At 62.1% G+C, this 14,677-nt stretch carries 8 protein-coding genes and 1 pseudogene; 3 read left to right on the top strand and 6 right to left on the bottom strand.

The genetic code is table 11. The features are described from left to right. The first annotated feature begins 45 nt into the window (after window positions 1-45). From ACIX9_RS16890 to typA, 3 genes are all read left to right on the top strand, one after another. A complete protein-coding gene (locus ACIX9_RS16890) occupies window positions 46-2,082 on the top strand; it encodes an ArnT family glycosyltransferase (protein ID WP_013581706.1) in 2,037 nt (678 codons plus the stop codon). A gap of 80 nt (window positions 2,083-2,162) precedes the next feature. Continuing rightward, window positions 2,163-2,444 carry a hypothetical protein gene (locus ACIX9_RS16885; protein WP_013581705.1) on the top strand — a complete coding sequence of 94 codons (282 nt, stop codon included), beginning with the start codon at window positions 2,163-2,165 and terminating at the stop codon, window positions 2,442-2,444. A 138-nt stretch (window positions 2,445-2,582) separates the two neighbouring features. Next, entirely contained in the window at window positions 2,583-4,418 is a 1,836-nt protein-coding gene (gene typA / locus ACIX9_RS16880) for a translational GTPase TypA (protein ID WP_013581704.1), read from the top strand. A 509-nt stretch (window positions 4,419-4,927) separates the two neighbouring features. Here typA and ACIX9_RS16875 read toward each other — a convergent pair. The 6 genes and pseudogenes from ACIX9_RS16875 to ACIX9_RS16850 form a co-directional block, all read right to left on the bottom strand. Further along, on the bottom strand, window positions 4,928-5,236 hold the full coding sequence (locus ACIX9_RS16875; RefSeq protein WP_013581703.1) for a hypothetical protein: 309 nt from the start codon (window positions 5,234-5,236) through the stop codon (window positions 4,928-4,930). Beyond that, window positions 5,226-5,486 (bottom strand): annotated as a pseudogene (locus tag ACIX9_RS27775) (BrnT family toxin); the annotation flags it as partial. The pseudogene ACIX9_RS27775 and the gene ACIX9_RS16875, both read right to left, overlap by 11 nt. A gap of 57 nt (window positions 5,487-5,543) precedes the next feature. Then, window positions 5,544-7,721 (bottom strand): TolC family protein, encoded by a 2,178-nt coding sequence (locus ACIX9_RS16865; RefSeq protein WP_013581702.1) that lies wholly within the window; start codon window positions 7,719-7,721, stop codon window positions 5,544-5,546. Beyond that, window positions 7,721-9,481, bottom strand: a complete 1,761-nt coding sequence (locus ACIX9_RS16860; protein ID WP_013581701.1) for an efflux RND transporter periplasmic adaptor subunit — start codon at window positions 9,479-9,481, stop codon at window positions 7,721-7,723. The genes ACIX9_RS16865 and ACIX9_RS16860 overlap by 1 nt, the downstream gene beginning before the upstream one ends. A gap of 124 nt (window positions 9,482-9,605) precedes the next feature. Continuing rightward, the gene (locus tag ACIX9_RS16855; RefSeq protein WP_013581699.1) at window positions 9,606-12,818 is read right to left on the bottom strand and encodes an efflux RND transporter permease subunit; all 3,213 of its coding nucleotides are present in this window, start codon (window positions 12,816-12,818) and stop codon (window positions 9,606-9,608) included. Between the two features lie 215 nt (window positions 12,819-13,033). Then, window positions 13,034-14,626, bottom strand: coding sequence for a hypothetical protein (locus ACIX9_RS16850; protein ID WP_041597899.1), 1,593 nt, complete (start codon window positions 14,624-14,626; stop codon window positions 13,034-13,036). Window positions 14,627-14,677: the final 51 nt, after the last annotated feature.

Here is a 14,677-nt window from a genome sequence, read left to right as displayed (position 1 = left end):
ATCGGGTAGTCTTCGCTCCTCTGAAGAAATGAGTTGGAGGGTGCTTTGAACGCGAAAAACGCTCGGATTCTGACCGTGTTGGCGGTGGTGGTGCTGCTGGCGGCGATGGTAGGGCAGATCGTTCATGCGATCAAGGGCGAGTCGCTGACGTGGGATGAGGGCGACCATATCTTTGCCGGGTACGAGAGCTGGAAGGCGCATGACTACAGCCTGAATCCGGAGCATCCGCCGATGGTGAAGATGGTGGCGACGCTGCCGCTGCTAGGGCTAAATCTGAAGGTTGCGCCGCAGCAGGGGCGGTTCTTCAAGACGGAGGCTTACCTGGGTGGGCGCGAGCTGCTATTTCGGAATGGGCCGGCGAATGGCGGGCAATATCTGGGGCGGGACCTGATCCTGCGGGTGCGGTTGTTTGCGATGGTGTTCACGGTGATTGCGGCGCTGCTGGTGTTCAGTGCGGGGACGGAGATGTTTGGGGTGGGGGCGGGGTTGATGGGGCTGGCGCTGTTCTGCTTTGAGCCGAACCTGCTGGCGCATGGGGCGTACGTGACGACGGACATGGCTGCTTCGTGTACGTTCTTTGCGACCTGCTATGCGTTCTGGCGGTGGACGGTGCGGCAGACGGCGGGGCGGCTGGCGGTGGTGGGGGTGGCGGCTGGGCTGGCGCTGGCGGCGAAGCACTCGACCGTGCTGCTGGCTCCGATGCTGGTGGTGCTGGCGGTGGGGATTGTGGTGGTTCGGTGGCGGACGAACGATGCGAAGTTGCCGGGTGTGGGGCGGCTGGCTGCGGGGCTGGTGGGGATCGTGCTGATTGCGGTGGGTGTGCTTTGGGCGTTCTATGGGTTCCGGTTCGGGATGCGGCCGGGTGGGGTGCCGATGTCGCCTTCACTGACCGAGTATGTGGGGCCGCTGGCGGGGGTGGAGGCCAGGGGGATTCTGTTGGCGGCTAAGCTGAGGCTGCTGCCGGAGAGCTGGCTGTTCGGGCTGGCGGATGTGAGGGCGATGGCGAATGGGATGCCGAGCTACTTCTTTGGGCGGGTGTATGCGCATGGGGTGTGGTTCTACTTTCCGGTGCTGTTTACGATCAAGAGCACGCTGGGTATGCTGGGGCTGCTGGTGTTGACGGTTGTGGCGATGGTGCGGGGGTGGGTCAAGAACGGGCTGGCGCTTTGGTTTCTGATTGCGCCTCCGGCGGTGTATCTGGTGGTGGCGATGGACTCGCATTTGAACATTGGCGCGCGGCATATCCTGCCGGTGTGGGTGTTTTGCTGCGTGCTGGCGGGCGGTGGCTCGGCGGCGCTGGCTCGGCGGGGACGGGCTGGGGCGTGGGTTGTGGGGGTGCTGCTGTTTCTTCATGCGGCGAGTACGGTTCATGCGGCGCCGAACTATATCTCGTATGCGAACGAGGGCTGGGGTGGGCCGACGCATACGTACCGGTATCTGACGGACTCGAATACGGACTGGGCGCAGCAATTGGTGGCTACGTCCGAGTATCTGCGGCAGCATGGGGTGACCCACTGCAACATGGCTTACTTTGCGGCTCCGCTGATTCTGCCCAGCGACTACGGGGTGCCGTGTAAGCAGATGCCTACGTATGACTCGTTGAGTAATCCAAGTGTGGCGGCTGCGGTGGAGATTCCGGGGGTGATCGATACGGCGGTGGATGGGCCGGTGCTGATCAGCGCGGGGGATCTGAATGGGTTCGAGTTTGGGACGTCGGTGATGAATCCTTATGAGGGATTCAGGAGCGTGAAGCCGGTGGCGTTTATCCAGGATGGAATCTTTGTGTATGAAGGACGGTTTGCGGTGCCGCTGGCGAGTGCGCTGGCGCATGCACAGCGGTCCATGGTGATGATGGAGGCCAAGGATCCTGCGGGTGCTTTGAAGGAAGCGCAGACTGCGGAGCGGACTGCGCCGGGGGCGGTGCAGGTGGAGATGCAGCTTGGCGATGTGGAGGCTGCGGCTGGGGATAAGGCGGCGGCCAGGGATGCTTACGGGCGGATGTCGGGACAGATTGAGACGATGGAGCCGGATGCGCGGGAACAGTGGCGTACCACGGTGAAGGACAAGATGGCGAAGTTGTAGGTTTTCGGCTCGCTTTCGGTGTATTGCGATGACCCGAAAGGGGCATTACCAGTGACGTTTGCCGATGACAATATCTGGGCATGCGAGTCAACCTTCTTACCCAAAACGTCGCCCCTACCTATCCGCTTACGTCCTCGATCCCGCTGTCGCTGACGATTCGTCCGGCATGCGGCCTGCCTGGCGAGTACGCGTATCCGACCGACAGCACGTCGCTCATGCGGATGCTGCGTAGGAAGACGGATCTGCCGTCGACCGTGCTGAAGCGCTTTGAGGGCGCACTGCAGACGGGGACGCCGGCAAAGCTGCTGGGCGTGGAACTGAGCGAGGGCGTGCTGACCGAGATCGGCTACTTCGTCGACTAAACTTGTATTTCGGCGATGGCGATGCGTCTTTCACGCGGATGCAATGCTGTTCTGTACGCCCGTAAGGTAGACTAAATAGACGCGCATTTTAAGGTTTTGCACTCTATTCAGTCGCGCACAGAACAGGACATACCCCTCGTGAGCAGCTCCACCAAGCAAGCTATCCGTAATATCGCCATTATCGCGCACGTCGACCACGGCAAGACGACCCTCGTCGACGCCATGCTGCGCCAGTCCGGAACCTTCCGCTCGAACGAAGCCGTCGCCGAGCGCGTCATGGACTCGAACGACCTCGAAAAAGAGCGAGGCATCACGATTCTGGCCAAGAACACGGCCATCCAGTACCACGACAGCAAGATCAACATCGTCGATACGCCAGGCCACGCCGACTTCGGCGGTGAGGTTGAGCGTGCGTTGAAGATGGTCGACGGCGTCGTTCTGCTGGTCGACGCCTCCGAAGGTCCGCTGCCGCAGACGCGCTACGTGCTTTCAAAGGCTCTTGAGGCGAAGCTGACGCCGATCATCGTGATCAACAAGATCGACCGTCCCGACGCTCGCGTGCAGGAGGTCCTGAACGAGGTCTATGACCTGTTCATCGATCTGGATGCGGACGAGTCGATCCTGGACTTCCCGGTCATTTATACGAACGGCAAGGCCGGTACGGCGACCATGGACATGAGCGTCCCGGGCACCGACCTGCAGCCGCTGTTCGAGCTGATCTTCAAGACGATTCCCGAGGCTCCCGGTACTGCTGACGGCGATCTGCAGATCCTGGTGACGAACCTCGATTACTCCGACTACCTTGGCCGCCTGGCGATTGCGCGTGTGTTCAACGGCACGCTGAAGGTCGGGCAGGAGGTCAATCTCTCGAAGATCGACGGCACCCTGGTTCCGGTGAAGATCACGAAGCTGTTTACGTTCAACGGCTTGAAGCGTGAGGACACGACCGAGACCGCGGTGGGCGATATCGTTGCCATTGCGGGTATCCCGGGGATCACGATCGGCGAGAGCTTCTGCGCGCTCGAGAATCCGAAGCCGCTGCCGATCATCTCGATCGACGAGCCGACGATTGCGATCAACTTCTCGGTCAACAACTCGCCGTTCGCCGGCCGTGAAGGCAAGTATGTGACGAGCCGCAACATCAAGGACCGCCTGGAGCGCGAGCTGCTGACGAACGTGTCGATCCGCATGGAGCCGACCGAGTCCGCCGAGACGTTCAAGGTGCTGGGCCGCGGTGAGTTGCAGCTTTCGGTGCTCATCGAAATGATGCGCCGCGAAGGCTTCGAGCTGCTGGTTTCGCGTCCGACGATCGTGACCAAGCGCGTCGATGGCAACCTGATGGAGCCCTCCGAGATCCTGACGATCGATATTCCGGAGAACTTTGTCGGTACGGTCATCGAGCGTCTCGGACCCAGAAAGGGCGAGATGGTCAAGATGGCGAACCACGGTTCAGGCCGCGTGCGCATGGAGTTCAAGGTGCCTTCGCGTGGTCTGATCGGTCTGCGGAACGAAATGCTGACCGAGACGCGTGGAACGATCGTGATGAACTCGATTGCCGGCGACTATATCCCGTACCAGGGTGAGATTCCGCAGCGTCCTTCCGGCGCGCTGATCTCCGACCGTCAGGGCACCACGACCACCTACGCGCTGGACGGCGTGCAGGAGCGCGGCGTTCTGTTCATCGGCGATGGCGTTGAGGTGTACGAGGGCATGCTGGTTGGCGAGCACTCGCGCGATAACGACCTGGATGTGAACGCGGTTCGTGAGAAGAAGCTGACGAACATGCGTGCTTCTGGTTCCGACGATGCGATCCGCCTGGTTCCGTTCAAGATCCTGACGCTCGAGCAGTCGATCGAGTTCATTGCTGATGATGAACTGGTCGAGGTGACTCCGAAGTCGCTGCGTATGCGGAAGAAGGTTCTGGCTGCGAATCGCCGGCCTAAGGGCAATCGTGGTGGGTCTGTGCTGGTTTAGTGGGATCGGAGGGGTATCCCCCCCCCTTGTTTAGTTGCAAAGTATTCAAAAGAAACGGCTTAGGTCTGGACTTCCGGAATTGCGATTTTGCAAAGTCTTCGGAATAAAGGACTTAGGCCGTTTTATTTTGTAAAGTATTCATTCTGTTGTGGTTAAGGGGTGCGGCTCCTAACGGAGAACATGCAACCGCAACGGCAAAAGTAACTACTGAGATTCTTCGCTGCGCTCAGAGTGACGGTTGTGGGGGTGGTGGAATTTGAGGTGGCGGTCACGACGGTGGTTCGTCCTGATTTGTTCTCTACTTCTATCTTACCTGAGTGGGCGGGGGAAATACGCCATTTATTTTTTGGGTGTAAGTGGCTTTGATTGTTTGAGTTATAGGATTTTTTGATGGGCTGGGGGCTTGACACGCGAGTTTACGGGTGTTTTTGCGAAAAATAGTTGTAAGTTGTTGTACGGATTGAGGTTGCGTAGGGTCGATTCTCTTGACCGAACTTTGGGGAGCACCACTACGCAGCTTGCTCATTTTCTCGCTGGATTGCTCGGTGCATGAGGTCGTGGAGGTAGGTGCTCAGCTCCATTCCATTTCGCTCAGCCAGTCTAGCTGCGGTCATCGCATCTGCATCTTGAATGGTAATTGTGGTGGGGACAGAGGCCTGCTCGCGAGCAGCCATGCGGTTCCGAACCATGTTTGTCTGAGCTCTCCCGGTGCGAATGGCTTCCGCAAATTCCACGTCCCGCTCTTCACGATGATCGAACCACCACTGAGCCTCTTCGGCTTCTGAGGCAAAGGCCGGTAGGTTGCGTTTATCGTTCATACTGGCTCCTTTGATGTTCAATGAATTCAAACTTCGTGCTACGACCCGCATCGAAAGCCGTCACAACCCTTAGTTTGTTGTTCCGATCTATCGTGACCATGAAAAGTATGCGACCAGCGAAGGTTTGTCCAGCCTGCTCAAAGCGGTCCTCATTGTCGACTCTGTACTGATCCAGATCTAGTGTAACGCCGCTGAGAGCCTGCTCAACTTCTTCAGGGCTGACGCCGTGCAATGCGATGTGATTGCGGTTTGCGTCATCCCAGTCGAATTACATTTGCGGAGTTTAGCACCCTGGCACTGTAGCCCCCTACTGTTTCACGGTGCCCTGGACAGCGTCTTCCAAGGTGATTCCGTTCTTTTCCAGGAGGTCTCCGAGGGTGCGGTCTAGTTCGATCTGGGCTTTTTGATAGTTGGAGCGGGCGGCGATCTCTGTGGATTTGGCCTGGGCTACGTAGGCTTCGTCTTGCAGGACGTTCAGGGGGGTGGACTGGCCGAACTCGAGCTTGTCGCGTTCTGCGGAGAGGAGTTGTTCCTGGGCTCCTCGGCTGGCACGGCTGGCTTTGTAGGCGGCGAAGGCTGTGTCTACCGCAATGGTGGCGTTTTCAATGTCCTGGCGAATCTGGTTGGAGAGCTTTTCTGCTCTTGCCTGGACCTGGCGGAGCTGGATGCCGTCGCGTGCGGCGTCAGATTCTGCTACTCGGTTGCGGAGGGGGAGGTTGAGCTGGACGCCGCCCTGGACGATGGTGCTGACGCGCAGGCCGCCCAAGGCGAAGTTCTGCGGGAGGGTGGGAATGCCGGTGCCGGGAGTGCCGAGCTGCTCGTAGGCCTGCTCCGTCGATCCCCTTGTTTGTGCATTCACATACGCGTTGAGCTGCGGCAGGGCCTGGTTGCGGGAGGCGGCTACGTTGATCTGGCCGGTTTTGATCTGGAGCTGGGCCTGGGCGAGGTCGGGGCGGCGCTCGAGGGCGCGGTCGATGAGGTCGCCGACGGGGGTTTCGGGGAGGAGCTCGGGGACGACGATGGTGTCGGTGGGGACGATTTCTGTGAAGCCGGCGGCGAAGACGGGCGAGTCGGCACGGAGGAGCTGGTTGCGGAGGATGACCTCCTGCTGGCGGTAGAGGCCTTGGGCCTGGATGAGGGAGAACTCGGAGGAGCTGACGAGGGCGGAGACGCGGGTGAGCTCGATGGGGGCGAGGGTGCCTTCGATGACCTGGTTGGCGTCGTCGTCACGGAGTTTCTGGGCGGCGCGGAGGGCTTCCTGCTGGACGGCTACGTTTTCCCCGAGGGAGACGAGATCGAAGTAGATGCGGGAGATGCCGTAGACGGTCTCAAGGACCTGCTGCTCAAAGAGGAGGCGGCCAATCTTCTTGTTTTCATTGGCGATCTTGATGAAGCGGGTGTTGACGTCTCGGCCGAAGCCGCGGAGGAGCGGCTGGGTGACGGTGCCGGAGGTGCTGGGGCGGGAGAAGGGATCGTAGGAGGAGTTGGAGCCGTAGATGACGGAGGAATCGTTGTTGACCGTGAGTTCGAGCTGGGTTCCGGTGTGGAAGCCCTGGATGTAACTGACGTTGGCGGTGACGAAGTTAAGGGCGCCGGGCGTGGTGGTGGTTGCGCCGGTGGTGGCTCCGGTTCCGGTCGTGCCGGTGGTTCCCGTGGTGCCGCCGGTGAGGGTGACGGTGTCGGAGCGGCGGAAGTAGCCGGCTTCGAGGAAGAGATTGGGGTCGAAGAGGGGGATGGAGGGGCCGGCGGCATACACGGCCGTGGCGGTGGAGGCTTCCGAGAGATTGGTGGTGGCCTGGGTGTTGGAGTTGAGGCTGGTTAGGTCTGTGACGGTGGGGGTGGTGGGGTTGGGGTTGACGGCCGCGGTGTTGAGGAGCGGGGAGCCCGGGCCGCCGACGCCGTTGGGTGGCTCGGCGATGGTGTAGTCGATGCCGCGGAGAGTGCCGCCGCCGGAGGCGCGGAGCTTGTCGGTATCGGCGAGGAGGAGGTTGTAGCGTTCGACTTCTACGTCGAGATTGCTTTCTATGGCGAGGGCTATGGCGTCCTTGGCGGAGAGGTAGAGCTTGCCGTCATGGACGAGGGAGCGGAGGCGGTCGCCGGCACCGGGAAAGAGAGGGGGGACGGTGGGGCGGCGGTATGGGCCGAAGAAGCGGCGGGAGACCAGGCCGGCGGGGGCGGAACGGGTGGGGATCGTGTCGGGGAGGCCGGTGAGGAGGGTGGGGACACCGGGGGTGAAGGCGGAGATGGGTGGGACGGATGGGGGTGTGGGGGTGGTGGGGAGGGCAGGGGGATTCTGGGCCTGGGGCTGCTGGGCGTGTGAAAACGAGAGGGTAAAGGCGAAGGCTGCGGCTATGGCTAACTTGGGCAGGAGCGGTCGAGCTTCGCTCGAGGCCCACCCTAATCGCGATGAAGCTGCGATGAGGGTGGGGCACACGAGGGTGTTGGGTGTGTTGAAGGAATTCGTCTGGCGGGAGGGATGGGTCATTATTGATTGCTCCCCTTGTTGGGGCCGCCGGCCTTGGTTTCCTTGCCGGATTTGGCGCCTTGCTTCTGGCCGGGTTTGGCGGCCTGGCCTTGCATGTCCTGGTCTGTGACGCCGGGGTCTCCGTACTGGGTGGAGCCGCCGGGAGGCGTGTTCTGGGGTGGGGCGGAGGTGGGAGCAGCCTTCTGCTCGGTCTTCTTGTTTTCCTGGGGCTTGACGGTTGCGCCTTCAGCGATCTGGTCGGTGAAGATGCTGGCGATGAGGTCGCCGGACTTGAGGCCGGAGACGATCTCGGTCTCAGCGCCGAAGTCGCGGCCGATGATGACGGGCTGGAGGTGGATCTTGTTATTGGAATCGATGACGGCGATGGTGGGGCGGTCGTTGCGGATGGCGATGGCGTCACCGGTGACCATGATGGGACCGGATTGCATGTTCGCCGGGCCGCCACCGTTGTGCTGGGCGAAGGTGACGACGGCGTACATGCCGGAGAGGAGATGGCCGTCGTGGTTATCGACCTGGACCTCTGTGAGGAGGGTGCGGGAGTTCTGGTCGATGGCGGCGGCGGTGCGGGTGACGTCGCCGTAGAAGGTGTTGTTGGGGAACTCCTGGAAGTGGAGTTCGGTGTGCTGGCCGGTGGCGATCATGGAGGCGTAGCCCTCGGGCACGGAGACGAGGATGCGCAGGCGCTGGACCTGGGCGATGGAGAAGAGCGGGCCGCCCTGGGAGCCGCCGGTGCTTGGTCCGGCCAGTGAGGCTCCGCTGCCGCTGGTGCCGGAGGTGTTGGTGGAGCCACCCTGCTGGGAGCTGCCGTTGGTGAGGCCGGGGGTCTGGGCGGGTGGTGGTGCGCCGTTGCCTGCGGAGCCGGTGGTGGAGATGTAGGCGCCGGTGTCTACGTTGCGCTGGGTGACGACGCCGTCGAAGGGCGAGGTGACGCGCTCGAAGGACTGGAGGGCGATGGCGTGGTTGAGGTTGGCGCGGAAGGCATCGACGTTGCGGTCCGCGGAGGCGACGTTGGCGCGCTGGGCCTGGAAGTTGGTCTCCTGCTGGTCGCCGTCCTGGCGGGAGAAGACGCCGCGGGAGACAAGGGCGCGGTAGCGGTTGACGGTGACTTCAGTGAGGGCGAGCTGGGTTTTTTGCTGGGCGAGTTGGGCTTGGGCCTGGTTGAGCTGCTCGCGTGCCTGGAGGACCTGCTGGTCGAGGTCGGGGGCGTCGATGACGGCGAGGAGCTGGCCCTTGTGGACGTGGTCGCCGATATCGACGTAGCGGCGGGTGAGGTAGCCGGTGGCGCGGGCGTAGACGGAGGCCTCGGTGAGCGGCGTGGTGGTGCCGGGAATGACGAGGCCGGCACCGGATTTGGCGGTCTGGACGCGGACGGCTTCGACGACGGGCACGGCATTTTTGGTGTCGTCGGCGCGCTTGCGGGTCTCCTTATCCTGCGCGAGGCGGGGGATGGCACCGGCGATGAGTACGATGATGAAGATGATGACCACGCAGGCCAGAATGATATAGAGAACCTTCTTCGAGCTCTTGTGCTTGAAGGGGGCTTCGACGACCTCTTTGACGGGGCGATGATGCTTTTTGGCCGAGGAGTTGGTCTTCTCGAAGGCTTTGCCGAGCTTGGTGTCGTCGATGGCGTTGGGGTCGGCGAAGGACTCGCCGAGTCGGCGCTCTTCGGGGCGCTCGGGGTGGGAGAACTCGTCGCCGATGTCGGAGCGGCCGTCGGAGAGGCGATGGGTTTCGTCTGGGTTCTGGTCGGAAGGCATTAGAGTTGGTGCTCCTGGGCTGGGGCTTGAATCGGAATGTGGGCTTGGACAGGAAGACAGATACCGAGGTTCTGAGCTTCGCTCAGAATGACGACGTATTCTTTCTGGCTCAAAGAAGTCGAGATCATGCGGTTTGGGCCTCGGGATGGAGGTCTGGGTCGAACTCGTCGATCTCCTTGTCGTAGTCGACGGGGGCGTTCTTCTTCAGGAGCGAGTAGATGACGGGGACGATGAAGAGGGTACCCACCGTGGCGAAGAGCAGCCCTCCGATGACGGCGCGGCCCAGGGGGGCGTTCTGTTCGCCGCCTTCACCGAGTGCCAGGGCCATGGGCAACATGCCGATGATCATCGCGAGGGCGGTCATGAGCACGGGGCGCAGGCGGGTGTGGCCGGCGTTGAGGGCGGCATCGAACTGGTTCTTGCCGGCGATGCGTTCGTCGTTGGCGAAGACGACCATGAGGATGGAGTTGGCGGTGGCGACTCCGATGGTCATGATGGTTCCCATGAGCGACGGGACGTTGAAGGTGGTCTGGGTGACGAACAGCATCCAGAGGATTCCGGAGAAAGCTCCGGGAATGGCCATGAGGATGATGAGGGGGTCCAGCCAGGACTGGAAGTTGACGGCCATGAGGAGATAGACCAGGCCGATGGCGAAGACGATTCCGACGCCGAGACGGATGAAGGACGTCTGCATGGTGGTGACTTCACCGCGGACGTCGATGGCGTTTCCAGGGGGCAGGCCTTTGGACTCTTCCTTGATGATCTTGTTGATCTCACCGGCTACACCGCCGAGGTCGCGGCGATCGACGTCTGCGTAGATGTCGTAGACAGGCTGGATGTTGTAGTGGTCGATGATGATGGGGCTCTGGTCGCGCTTGAAGGTGGCCAGGTTGCCGAGGAGCTGCGAGACGTTACCGTTGGTGGAGGTGATGGGGAGGCGGGCCATCGCCTGCAGGGAGTTGAGCCGGTACTGGGGGGTCTGGGTGACGATCTGGTAGTTGACGCCGTTGAGCGGGTTGAGCCACTCGTTGGGGGCCGTCTGGCCGGTGCCGGTGAGGGAGATCAAGGTGGACTGGGCGATCTCCTGCTGGGTGAGGCCGATCTGGCGAGCCTTGGTACGGTCCACGTTGACCTGCAGGGTGGGATAGCTGACCTGCTGGTGGATGTGGACGTCCACCGCACCGGGGATGGCGGCGATACGCTTCATGATCTTCTGGGCGAGGACGTAGTTTCCCTTGCCGCGGCCGCTGATGGCGACGTCGATGGGTGCGGGCAGGCCGAAGTCCAGGATCTGGTTGGTGATGTTGGCGGGGGTGAAGAAGAAGGTCGCGCCGGGATACTTTTCAGCCAGCTTATCCCGCAGGAGGCGCTGGTATTCGGTGGTCTTGCGCTTGCCGGGTTTGAGTGCGATCTGAATCTCGCCGTCCGAGTTGGAGATGGTGGCGCTGTTGCCGAAGGCGAGGTTGATACCGCCGGTCGGAAGGCCGATGTTATCGAGGATGAGATCGATCTCGTCCGGGGGGATGAGGGCACGGATGTCTTTTTCGATGGAGGCGAAGTACTGCTCGGAGTCCTCGATGCGTAGGCCGACGGGCGGATTGACGTGCAGGCGCATCTGGCCGGAGTCGACGTATGGGAAGAAGTCTTCTCCGATGAAGAAGGTGAGAGGAAGTGAGAGAAGGATGAAGCCGAAGAAGAGGATGAGGGTGAGACCGGCGTTCTCCAGGCACCACTCGAGCGCGTTCTTGTAGTGGTGCTGCATCTTCTCGAACTGGCGGTCGAACTTCATGTGCCAGCGCCAGACCCAGGATTCACGCTCCTCCTGCTCGGATGCGCCTTCGTCCTGGTAGAGGCGGATCTCCGAGGCCAGGAGGAAGTGCATCATCGTGGGGACGATGGTGCGGGAGAGGAAGTAGGAGGCCATCATGGCGAAGGCCACGGCCATGGCGAGTGGGGTGAAGAGGTATTTGGCCGCGCCGGTGAGGAGCACGACCGGGATGAAGACGATGCAGATGGAGAGGGTGGAGACGAAGGCGGGTGCGGCGACCTGCTGGGCGGAGTCCAGGATGGCTCGGACAAGCGGCTTCTTCTCGCTCATGTTGCGGTGGGTGTTTTCGATCTCAACGGTGGCGTCGTCGACGAGGATACCGACGGCCAGGGCGAGACCGCCGAGGGTCATGACATTGATGGTCTCGCCGAGCGCGGTGAGGATGACGAGCGAGGTGGCGATTGAGAGCGGAATCGACGTACAGACGATCAGGGTGGAGCGCCACGAGCCAAGGAAGAGCAGGATCATGAGGCCGGTGAGTGCGGCGGCGATGGTGGCCTCACGTGCGACCTCACTGATGGACTCGCGAACGAAGATGGATTGATCGAAGAGCGGGGTGACCTTGAGGTTGGGGGGCAGGCCGCCCAGGACCTTGGGCAGGTTCTTCTTGACGCCGTCCACGATGTCCAGGGTGCTGGTAGCGCCGTTTTTGAGGACGGTCAGGAGCGCGCCGCGCTTGCCGTTTTCACGGACGATGTTGGTCTGGACGGCGAAGCCCTCTTCCACCTGCGCGACGTCCTTGATGAAGACCACGGAGCCGTTGGCGGCGCGGATGGGAAGGTCATTCAACGCAGAGACTTCGTTCGGCGAGGAGTTCAGCTTGACGACGTACTCGCGGTCCCCGATGCGTGCGGTTCCGGCTGGGAGGATGAGGTTCTGCTGGGCGATGGCGGTGCCGACGTCCGCCGCCGAGAGGTGCTTGGCGTACATCAGGTTGGGGTCGGCATCGACCATGATCTGACGGACTTTACCGCCGTAGGGCAAGGGAATGGAGGCACCCTTGACGTTCGAGAGGCGAGGGCGGATGAAGGAGAGACCCAGGTCGTAGAGGTCTGACTCAGAGAGGCCCTGGCCGGAGAGGGAGAGCTGAAGGATGGGGACGGTGGATGCGTCGTACTTGATGATGAAGGGCGGGAAGGAGCCGGGCGGCAGGGTGCGGAGGATGGTCTGGACGATGGAGGTGACCTGGGCTACGGCAAGCTCGATTTTGACGTCCGGCTGGAAGTAGACCTTGATGACGGAGACGCCCTGGTAGGACTCGGACTCGGAGTGCTCGATGTCATTGACGGTGGTGGTGAGGGCGCGCTCGCAGACAGTGACGATGCGGCCTTCCATCTCGGTCGGGGTGAGTCCGGAGTAGGTCCAGACGATCGTCACGACCGGGATATTGATCGCCGGGAAGATGTCCTTGGGGGCGGTGATGGCCGAGCCGATGCCGAGCAGGAAGATGAGCAGCGAGAGGACGACAAAGGTGTACGGGCGCCTGAGCGCTAGTTTGACGATCCACATGCCCTGGAATTCTCCCTTGGTAGCTGTAAAGGCTTAGCGCGTTGGATGCAGGCGCTGGCCCATTTGCTTTGGTGTCGATGAGACGTTTGCAGCTGGGCGGAAGACTCGAAAGTTGAGGGCGGGGAAGTGGATGGGGTGAAAAGAGTTACGGGGTGATCGGTGGGGGTGAACGGGGTGGCCGGAAAAACAGAACGATGGGGTGGAAGCGGGGTAAGTTAAACCCCACTCCGCTTCCGCCAGACCACCTTCACCTTGCTCCGCCAACGTTCATCCAGCCCCACCAGCATCCATTCCACCCGCGGCGACAAATACCGCAAAACAATCTCAGTCGCCGGATGAACCCGCAAAGCCGGAGCCACCAGATACAACCGAGGCCCCACCCCAGACAACCTCACATCTCCAAAGTACCCATGCCGCTGAAACTCCCCCAGCCCACTCACCGGGTCCGGGTTCTGCAGGTGATGCCACCGCACCCGCACCCAGTAATCGAGCCCCTGCAAAGCCAACTGCATATCCTCATCCGCCTTCAGTTCGAGCACCGCAAGCCGCCCATCCTCGCTGACGGAAAGCAGATCCATCATCCCCCGATCCGCCGCCGCAAACGCCGGCACCTGCGCATACACATGTCGCGCATCCAGCTTCGTATCGATCAACGTCAGATCCCGCCGCAGCTCCCCTTCGAGCCAACGCTCCGGCTGCATCCGGTACAGCGGGTCACGCTTATCCCCCGCACCCGACCGCCGCTCGTACAGCCTCGCCACCAACTCCCGCAACGCCCCTTCATTCTCATCGGCGAGCAGCGTCTCATTCGCCCCCGCGCCAAAGCTGATCTCCTCCACCCGGTTGAACGACTCCCCCGTCGCTCCCATCCGAACCCGCGCAAACTCCAGCCCATGCAGCAGAAACGCCACCTCCGTCCCGCTGCGAATCCGCTGCTCCGTCACCGCCCCCATCCCCTCCGGCAGCATTCCCATCACCCGCGCAGCGCTCGCCGCAAACCGCTCCCGAGCTGCCGCCTCGTTCGGCGCATGCACCAGCCGGGTCTGCAGATTCCCATGATCCGCCGCATCCCTCAGCTCCAGCGTCTCCTCCCTCTGGTCAAGCTCCCACAACTCCCACTGCGCCGCATCCCCGTTCAGCCAGGCCATCCGCGAAAGCGTCAGCGCCCCCATCCCCCGCGGCACCACCAGCTTCAGCCCCTGCACCGTCCGCCGCCCATCCCCCGCCGTCCGGCAGCTTTCGAGCCAAAGAATCCCCAGCGTCAGGATGCCGTCGACCGTCGTCTGCGCCTCCTCCTCATTGACCCCGATCACCGCCCAGCTCTTCTGCCCCTGCACCAGCAGCCCCCGCGCATACGCCGGGCCAAAGCTCTTTTCGAGATCCATCGCCGTCCGAAACGCATCCGGCTTCCACCCCTCGAACTGCCGCCCCAGCGCCCGTTCCAGCACCTTCACATACCGCACCCGAGTCGCCTCCCGCGTGGAAGGCGTCCGCCGGTCCTTATCTCCAGCCACCTCCAGCGTCTGCGGCTTCGCCTGCCCAAACTTGTGCGTCGTCAGCCGCAAAACCTTATCCCGCAGCGCCGCACCGCTCACGCGCCGGACCAAATTCCGCTCCTCACCCCAAAGATGAAGCGTGCAGCGCCCATGCTCGGTCCCCAGCGTGTACTTCGCCTCCCGCATGTCGAACAGGACCTTGCCATCCTCCATCACCACCGCCGCTGGATACTCCGCCAGGTAGTTATCCAGCGTCGCCGCCAACTGCTCAGGAGTCTGTTCGTGCTCGGAGGTCACGGCTCGCGGCGTCATGCACACCAGCATAATCCGCCGGTGGCCCATGATCGGTCAGAGCCGTGTGTC

The sequence above is a fragment of the Granulicella tundricola MP5ACTX9 genome (assembly GCF_000178975.2).
Taxonomy (GTDB): Bacteria; Acidobacteriota; Terriglobia; order Terriglobales; family Acidobacteriaceae; genus Edaphobacter; species Edaphobacter tundricola.
Note: the sequence above shows the minus strand (reverse complement) of the source record. Positions and strands in the feature narration are given on the sequence as shown.

What these genes read in the sequence shown, in the direction of transcription:
- ACIX9_RS16885 (WP_013581705.1), top strand. Translation starts at nt 2,163, where the DNA reads ATGCGAGTCAACCTTCTTACCCAAAACGTCGCCCCTACCTATCCGCTT.
- ACIX9_RS16875 (WP_013581703.1), bottom strand. Translation starts at nt 5,236, where the DNA reads ATGAACGATAAACGCAACCTACCGGCCTTTGCCTCAGAAGCCGAAGAG.
- ACIX9_RS16865 (WP_013581702.1), bottom strand. Translation starts at nt 7,721, where the DNA reads ATGACCCATCCCTCCCGCCAGACGAATTCCTTCAACACACCCAACACC.
- ACIX9_RS16860 (WP_013581701.1), bottom strand. Translation starts at nt 9,481, where the DNA reads ATGCCTTCCGACCAGAACCCAGACGAAACCCATCGCCTCTCCGACGGC.
- ACIX9_RS16855 (WP_013581699.1), bottom strand. Translation starts at nt 12,818, where the DNA reads ATGTGGATCGTCAAACTAGCGCTCAGGCGCCCGTACACCTTTGTCGTC.
- ACIX9_RS16850 (WP_041597899.1), bottom strand. Translation starts at nt 14,626, where the DNA reads ATGACGCCGCGAGCCGTGACCTCCGAGCACGAACAGACTCCTGAGCAG.